Here is an 8,626-nt window from a genome sequence, read left to right as displayed (position 1 = left end):
AAATGTATGCACCTCAAATATACAACATTTTGTGCTTCGAGCACGGCAATAGACGATCAATCAAGTACGTAGGGCTTGATTTTTTATTGCACCGGCATAAAAAACGAAGATTTTTATGTAAGTTTGTTAAAAACCGTTTTTGTTATAATTAATAATCATTACCATGGAAGAATTTGCATTTCTGCAACCATTGCTGCTCACTATCGCAGGACTTGTAATAGGAGCGTTACTAAAATCTTTACTCAAACACAGCCGTTTCCCCTACACGGTAGGATTGTTCGCCATCGGACTTCTGGTAGGAATACTGAACCGTGCGGGAATATTTCATTCAATGCCCCAGATTACGGAAGCCGTAGATAGTGTGGCCAATATAAATCCCGACCTTATACTGTATCTTTTCCTCCCCATACTTATATTCGATGCGGCATACGAGCTGAATATGCATATCTTCAAAAAAACACTGGCAAACGCCACTCTGCTTGCCGCACCGGGACTTGTCATCTGCATGATACTGACCGGAGTGCTGATGGTAGGCATAGGACTGACCATCCCCGGATATGAAAACTGGACATGGGCATTCGCCCTGATGTTCGGAGCACTGATCAGTGCCACCGACCCTGTGGCTGTAGTCGCCCTGCTTCATGAGCTGAAGACCAGTAAACGGTTCTCCACACTGGTAGATGCCGAGTCACTGCTTAACGACGGTACGGGTATCGTCTGCTTCATGCTCTTCTTCGGGGTATATGCCGCTACAGGCGGATCGGACAGCTCTCCCGTTATGGAATTCATAAAGGTAATAAGCATCAGTACCATACTGGGATACTTCCTTGCACGACTTGTGATATGGTTCATCACACGTATCAACTCCGAAGAGATGATACAGAACAGCGTAATCATTGTATCAGCATACGTCACTTTCATCATATCCCAATTCTATCTTGGTGTATCGGGAGTGATTGCCCTTGTGGCATTCGGCCTTACGGTGACATACGTGGGCAAGCCTCGCCTGAAACCGCAGGTAAACAAATTCATGGAACATTTCTGGGAACTCGCCACTTATATAGCAAACACGCTTATCTTCATCATAGTAGGTATAGTGATATCCGAGAAAGTAACCTTCTCATGGAGCGCGTTCGGAGTGCTCATACTGATATACGTATTCCTAAATCTCTTCCGTTATGCCATGATTTCGATGCTCTATCCGGTGATGAAACGTATGGGCTACGGACTGACTAAACGTGAATCTGTGATACTGACATGGGGAGGATTGCGCGGCGCGCTTGCCATGACACTTGCGCTTATGGTGTCATATACCGAAACCATTCCCGAAGACATCCGAAACCAGATACTGTTCTTCACAGCAGGCATAGTAACCCTTACACTGTGTATAAATGCCACAACAATGCGCTGGCTGCTCAACAAACTGGGACTGATAAGTGTCCCTTCGGCAAGAGTAAAACTGGAATACAACATCCACAAGCATATCAGGGAGAATTCCGAGAAATATCTGGAAAGGCTGAAAGCCAGAGACCATCTGACAGGAGCAAACTGGAGAAAGGTGGAACACTATATGGCATCTTCGCCTGTGGCACCAATAGTAGAGACAAAAGACAAGGATGTAATCTCCGAAATCCGCCTGAAAGTCCTCGATCGCGAGAAAGCCACCTGCAAAGCCATATACGAAGAAGGTATCATATCGGAAACAGCTTTCCGCCGGTTAATGAACTCGCTGGACGAGCTTTACGACCACGACGGCAAATATACCCTCGACTTCAGAAACTCAATCTTCAAGTTCTGCGAACGCAGCAGCACAATCAACGCATTGAGGAAGACACCGGTCATACACGACTGGATAAGCTTCTATTTCCGCGAACGCATCACTGTAGTCTATGATTTGGGACGAGGTTTCATCATCCTTCAGAAAGAAGACCTGAAGCTGATAGACGAGCTGAAAGCGTCAAATCTTCTGGATGACGAGCAGAAAGCTGTCCTGCCGACACTGAAATCGGAAATTGAGCATAACATAGAGCGAATGGATGCCGTAATAAGCGCCATAGCCGACGAGTTCCCGAAAGCCTACGGACACGCGCTTACCCTTAAATCCATCCGTATGCTCCTCAGCAACGAGAAGCGAACCGTCCGCCAGATGATAAACAACGGAATCATAAGCGAGAAAGATGCCGAGCCTCTGTTAGAGAACATAGAGGAACGTGCGGACGAAGTAAACTCGTTCAGTCACACCATTCCGGCGTCAATGCTCCGCTGGATGTTTTTCGTAAAGAAGAGAGAGGATTGGAAGAAATGACAAAACATATAATGCCAAACATCCGGGACATTGATTGATATTGATGTTCCGGATGTTTGGCATTATAATCTTTAGATGAAATTTAAAAACAGAGATGATTAAAACTTATTTTCCGTTCTTTCTTCAATCAGAAATAGATTTATACTATAAATTACGTAAATTTTCAATTATCCGGGAAATATCGCCGACGGCAGGCAGGTTGTTGTCAGTGAAGACGCTCCTCACAACCAGCCCGCTATCGGCAATATATACTCTTGGAATTCCAGACATGGCAAACAGCTCGTAAACCTGACGCCCGTCTTGTGCTGAAAACGGTATGCTATAATTGTTTTTTTCCCAGTAACCGGAAACAGATTCGTAATCCTGTTCCCTGCTCACAGCCAATATGACTATATCTCCGGCATCCGAATACATCTCATAAAGTATCTGTATCTCCGGCATTAACTGACGGCAATCAGGACAATCCGTGTTGAAGAACACTATTACGGAAATCTTTCCGGACAAGTCCGATGTGGAAATCTGCCGGCCGTCATTTACAGAGACTTCGAATTCCGGCAGGTAATCGCCCACAGAAATCCTGTCCTCTCCCAATACAAGTTTCTCGCGAATACAAGAACTGGCAAGAGACAATATCAAGAACAGACAAGCCGTAAACCTAAGATACCGGGAAAAATACATCATAACAAACGGTCTATAAATTATCAATGAAACAACATTTCAGGCGTAATCTTCTTGAATGATTCTTCGTCAGACTTTCTGATATTGATGCTTCCGTCATTCCAGTGTGTAGGATAACCTCCGTAAGAGTTACCAAGGAACACCACCTTGAACTCGTGAAGTCCGGCAGAAAGGGCAACCGATTTGTCAGTAGGACAGAAATGCTTAACCAGTCCACCATTGTCAATAAGTTTCTTGCCGTCAATCCAGACTTCTTCCAGATCCGACGAGAAGAAATAAACACCGTCGGCAGGTATATCAACATATCCTGTTGCGATAGCAGAATATTGCTTGAAGCCTCTCATTGTTTCCTCAGAGAACTTTCTGTAAGTAGTAAGTTCGCGTGTATCCTTAATGACTTTCTTGTCTGTAACTTTCATTCCAGATTTCTCCAGTTCTGCCATATTCAGATATGTACCGTCGATAACTTCCATGTTAAGTCCCGGAGCCTTCTTTTCTACTTTGGCTGCAGGTGAAAGTTCCTGTTTCTCCACTGTTACTGTGCGAACCCGGCTCATCTTGCCCGAAGGAAGAACAGAAGCAATCTTTACAGTTGCATTTTCAGTAAAGTTGAAAGGAGCTTCATAAACAGCCGAATTTACTGTAGGTTCGGTTCCATCAAGAGTATAAACCATTTTTACAGGTCTTGTAGTCTTGAATGTCAGTGAAGCATTGTCAGTGAAAGCAACAAAGTCACTTGATCCGTTAGGCTGTTCCGGCATTGGGATATAATAGTTTATGCCATGTCCGTCCAGGCGTACGCAAGCATTGTCGATACGTCTGATAAAATCATTATAATCTTTCAGTTCTGTAGCTGTCCAACCTGTTTCTGCAATAGCTATCGCACGAGGGAAAGTACGGTATTCCCTTATATCATTTGTATAAAGATATTCACTCCATACATTACCCTGCAGACCTTTGATGAAGTTTTCCTTACCCATGGCAACAAGTGTATCAGGCACAGGATTATAGCTATATGTCTTTTCCAGTGGAGAGAAACCGCCGATTGCAACAGGACCTATTTTACAGTCTCCCTGATAATAGTCAAGATACAGGCCATTTGAGCCAGGAGTCATAATTACATCATGATTTGTCAAAGCTGCAGCAATACCACCTTCTTCGCCACGCCATGACATGACAGTTGCAGTTGGTGACAGACCTCCTTCAAGAATTTCGTCCCATCCGATAATCTTCTTTCCATATTTGGTCGCTACTTTTTCCATACGCTGTACAAAATAGCTCTGCAGACGTTCTTCTGCTGTATGGTTCTTGTCGGCAAACAGTTTTTCTTCACGTATTCTCTTCTGACACAACGGACATGTTTTCCAACTCGTCTTAGGACATTCATCACCACCGATATGAAGATATTCGCCAGGGAACAGAGGAGCGACTTCAGCGATAACATCCTCCAGGAACTGGAAAGGCAGTTCCTTTCCGGCACACATCACCACATGTTCTACTCCCCAAACTGTACGTGGAGTGATAGGCTGGCCTTTGCACGACAGTTCAGGATAAGCGGCAATAGCAGCCAATTCATGTCCCGGCAATTCTATTTCAGGAACGACAGTAATAAATCTGTCCGAAGCATATTTCACTATTTCCTTTACTTCTTCCTGAGTATAGTAGCCTCCGTATTCAGTTCCGTCAGCCTCGATTCTTTTCGAAGCCACTTCAGCCAGTTTAGGATATTTCTTTATCTCGATTCTCCAACCCTGGTCTTCTGTGAGATGCCAATGCATACGGTTCATTTTGAAGAGCGCCATTACGTCCAACTGTTTCTTTATCTCATCAACAGTCATGAAATGACGGCATGGATCAATCATCAGACCTCTGTATTCGAATTTAGGTTCGTCAGTGATATTCACTGCCTGTGCCACCCAAGGAACGTTCTTCACTACTGCAGGACTTTCAATTTCTGCCGGAAGCAGCTGCATGAACGACTGCATACCGTAGAAAAGCCCGTGGGCTGTCTTAGCCTTTACTACTACCGATTCCGGAGTAACATTAAGTGTATAACCCTCATTGTCCATAGTGGCAGAAGGATCCAACTCCAGACGGATACATCCGTTTTCCTTAACCTGAATGTCAAAACCTGTAGCACGGTTTATTTTTGAGATGAAATATTCGGCTACAGTCTTTTCCTCCTGACCTGCGGCATGAACGGACATACCGTCTTTCAGTTTGAAACTGCCATTTCCGACTTCCAGAGAAAGAGGCTTTGGTATAATATTAATACCTTCATTATAAGATTTGATTTCTGTGGCAGAATTTCCGCACGACGCCATAACACCCGCAGTAAATACAGCACAAATTACTTTCAGATAATTTTTTCTCATAAAGTATCCACTTTTTTAAGGTTTAAACAATTATTAAAATTCTCTGCTGCAAAGTTATACTATTATTTTATTCTTTCAGCATACCTCCATCTTAACACTTCTTAAAAATCACAATCATACACATTTTTCCCACTCCAGAAGCTTCTTTTTCTTTTCAATTCCCCAATAATAACCACCAATTCCACCATCAGTACGCAACACTCTATGACAAGGAACAAGTATAGCCACAGGATTTCTTCCTATGGCAGTTCCTACCGCACGCAACGCTCCTGGGTTATTTATAGCTTTTGCTATCTCACTGTAAGTAGAGGTTTTTCCAAACGGGATTTCAAGTAAGACTCTCCATACATCTATCTGAAAGTCCGTGCCATAAAGATGTAAAACTGTTTCCTCGGAAGATTGTCTTTCATTTTTACAGAAAAAGCGTAAAGCCAAGTCATGATATTCCGTATGACACATCCTTTGAAAAGATTTTGCAAATCTCTTGCAAAGCAGTTGCAAAGCTTCATCACGGTTGTCGGCCAGTTCAATACAGCAAATTCCACGTGAAGTAGATGCCACGAGAATTTCTCCTACCGGTGTGCTGTAAAATCCGTAATCAATTTTCAGATTCCGGTATTCACTTTCAGCCATTCTTTCTATTCTGAACTTCATTTCTTAACCTTGATTTATATTACATCACAAAATAAATGAAATCCGCCGCATAAAACAAACAGACTTTCAAATCTTTATTATCTTCGCAGGCAAAACAAAAACAGGAATCATGGAACCACAGGAATGGTATAACAACAATCTATCTGAAACTAAACAGAACCTGAACAAGGTAAACAGAACAATATTATATATAAGTATTATAAGAATACTGCTCTTCGTGGGCTGTATATCGACAGTCATCGCCTTATGGAGCTATAGCATGCAGACTATCATTTTCGGAGCCTGCTGCACACTCATCCCTTTCCTCATAATGATAAAGGTACACAGCCGTTTCTTCTTGCGCAGACAATGGCTGGAAGTTAAGGCTGATATCCTTGGCAAGGAACTAAAGGGGCTGAACAACGACTTTTCGGAGTTCGACGAAGGCAAGGAATTTGCAGATGCAGAACATCTTTATTCATTCGACCTCGATATTTTCGGTCGCAAATCACTATTCCAGGCTATCAACCGTACATGTACACACATAGGAAAAACTACTTTGGCAGATTGGATGAAAAACCATTTGCGCAAAAAGGAAGATATAGAGGAAAGACAGGAGTGTATTAAGGATTTGGCAGAAAGAAACGACTTCAGACTGAAATTTGCCATCACGGGACTTATAAACAGAAGTGAAAACAGCGATGACAGTGATATCCGCAAATGGGCTGAAACAGAAAGTTCTCTCACCCGATCCATCTGGGCGAAAGCCTTGATATGGCTGATTCCTTCTGTAAATATAATACTGCTCGCATGCGGACTGGCAGACATAATTTCCATGTCATGGTTCGGACTTGCTTTCTCGGTTTTCGTAATATTGAGCTTCAGTGTTATAAAGCGTGCCACAGCACTTCAGGAAGAGTATGGCAAAAAACTTAAGACTCTAAGCACATACGCCCGCCTGATAACATTGGCACAAAACGAGGAATGGAATGCCAAAGGAATAATGGATATCACAAAGAGACTTGAGATAGACGGCAAATCGCCTGCCGAAGCTCTTAACGCACTGACAAAAGAACTGGACAGGCTCGACTTGCGCAATAATCAGATTCTGTATGTAATACTTGAAGGAAGTATGTTCTTCCAGTTGCGTCAGATGATACGTATCGAAGCTTGGAAAGACCGGTACGGGAAATACCTCTCAGGATGGCTTGAGGCAGTTGGCGAACTGGACGCTATCTGTTCGCTCGGAACATTTGCCTACAATCATCCCGGCTACCGATATGCCGAAATCACAGATACTCCATTCTGCTACGAAGCAGAAGAGTTGGGACATCCGCTTATGCCTGAAGAACAATGTGTAAAGAATGATGCACTCATTCCGTCAAGACCGTATTTCCTTATTATCACAGGTGCCAACATGGCGGGAAAAAGTACATACCTGAGAACTATAGGCGTGAACTATCTGCTGGCATGTATCGGTGCACCATCGTGCTGCAAAAGGATGAAAATCTATCCGGCACAGCTGATAACAAGTCTGCGTACATCGGACTCACTGAGCGATAACGAATCGTATTTCTTTGCTGAACTCAAACGTCTGAAAAGAATAATAGACATGCTCAACAGGGGCGACGAGTTGTTCATCATCCTCGATGAAATTCTCAAAGGAACAAACTCTACAGACAAGCAGAAAGGTTCGTTCAGCCTTATACGCCAGTTTATGACTCTAAAGGCAAACGGTATTATTGCCACTCATGACTTGCTGTTGGGAGAATTAGTCAACTATTTCCCAAATCAGATCAGGAACTACTGTTTCGAAGCGGATATAAAAAACAATGAGCTATACTTCAGTTACAAGATACGTGAAGGTATAGCCCAAAATATGAATGCATGCTTCCTGATGAAGAAGATGGGGATTGTGATAGAGGATAATTAACTATTCCACAAAGAATTTGCAAAGTTGACAGATGTTTTTTATTTTTGTCTTTATATATAAATAACATGCATATGTGGAAAGAGAAGTTAGGAGCCTATCTTATAGATGTCTCAAAATATGTGTTGACAGGTATAGTAATAGCATCTTTATTTAAAGATTTGGGCGAAAGCAAACTATTAATATATGTCTTAGGTTTATTAGTAGCTTGCTCCACACTCTTAGCCGGTTTAGTATTAAGTAATAAGAAGGAGGAAAAATAATGGAAGCAGTATTTGTTTTATCAGCAATAGGACTACCATGCGTAATATTCCTGATATGGTGTCTTACACCTCCAGGAAAGAAATGGTTAAAATCAAACCATATGATTTAAATAATGTATTGCGCAATCGTTCAGATTGCGCAAGTTCCCTTACCACCATAATCACAACTTACGTCGCCCTGATATTCCGGATGACGCTGAAGCCAGATTACTGCATAAGAGCATGTGGCAACAGGTTTCAGACATTTGCAGCGCGCATAATCGTATGCCGCCTTTACAAGGGCTGATGCTATTCCGCGTCCGCCTATTTCTTCAGGCACTATGGTATGGCGGATATCCAGACCGCCGTCTTCTGTAAGCTGATAAGCTACATGAGCGGTATAACCGTCCACTTCTACCTTGAACTGTTTCTTTGCTTCGTCATGTACAATTTCCATAAGATA

7 protein-coding genes are annotated in these 8,626 nt (G+C 42.7%); 3 read left to right on the top strand and 4 right to left on the bottom strand.

The features are described 5' to 3' along the window. Positions 1-163 precede the first annotated feature (163 nt). On the top strand, positions 164-2,305 hold the full coding sequence (locus I6E24_RS04160; RefSeq protein ID WP_235326490.1) for a cation:proton antiporter: 2,142 nt from the start codon (positions 164-166) through the stop codon (positions 2,303-2,305). Positions 2,306-2,449: 144 nt separating this feature from the next. On the opposite strand, the gene I6E24_RS04155 is transcribed toward I6E24_RS04160, so the two are convergent. The 3 genes from I6E24_RS04155 to I6E24_RS04145 form a co-directional block, all read right to left on the bottom strand. Continuing rightward, entirely contained in the window at positions 2,450-2,986 is a 537-nt protein-coding gene (locus I6E24_RS04155) for a TlpA family protein disulfide reductase (RefSeq protein WP_235326488.1), read from the bottom strand. Between the two features lie 20 nt (positions 2,987-3,006). Next, positions 3,007-5,358, bottom strand: coding sequence for a family 20 glycosylhydrolase (locus tag I6E24_RS04150; protein ID WP_235326486.1), 2,352 nt, complete (start codon positions 5,356-5,358; stop codon positions 3,007-3,009). A 114-nt stretch (positions 5,359-5,472) separates the two neighbouring features. Continuing rightward, positions 5,473-6,012: a methylated-DNA--[protein]-cysteine S-methyltransferase gene (locus I6E24_RS04145; protein WP_235326484.1), complete on the bottom strand. Its 540-nt coding sequence runs from the start codon at positions 6,010-6,012 to the stop codon at positions 5,473-5,475. Between the two features lie 109 nt (positions 6,013-6,121). Between I6E24_RS04145 and I6E24_RS04140 the strand changes: the two genes are divergently transcribed. Together I6E24_RS04140 and I6E24_RS04135 are read left to right on the top strand one after the other, a co-directional pair. Beyond that, positions 6,122-7,924 carry a MutS family DNA mismatch repair protein gene (locus I6E24_RS04140; protein WP_235326482.1) on the top strand — a complete coding sequence of 601 codons (1,803 nt, stop codon included), beginning with the start codon at positions 6,122-6,124 and terminating at the stop codon, positions 7,922-7,924. Between the two features lie 71 nt (positions 7,925-7,995). Beyond that, entirely contained in the window at positions 7,996-8,184 is a 189-nt protein-coding gene (locus tag I6E24_RS04135) for a DUF6722 family protein (protein ID WP_154043270.1), read from the top strand. Positions 8,185-8,314: 130 nt separating this feature from the next. Here I6E24_RS04135 and I6E24_RS04130 read toward each other — a convergent pair whose 3' ends face one another. Continuing rightward, entirely contained in the window at positions 8,315-8,620 is a 306-nt protein-coding gene (locus tag I6E24_RS04130) for a GNAT family N-acetyltransferase (protein ID WP_235326480.1), read from the bottom strand. Positions 8,621-8,626 lie beyond the last annotated feature (6 nt).

It is taken from the genome of Bacteroides caecigallinarum (assembly GCF_021530995.1).
GTDB lineage: Bacteria > Bacteroidota > Bacteroidia > Bacteroidales > Bacteroidaceae > Phocaeicola > Phocaeicola faecigallinarum.
This window is presented reverse-complemented; position numbering and strand designations above follow the sequence as displayed.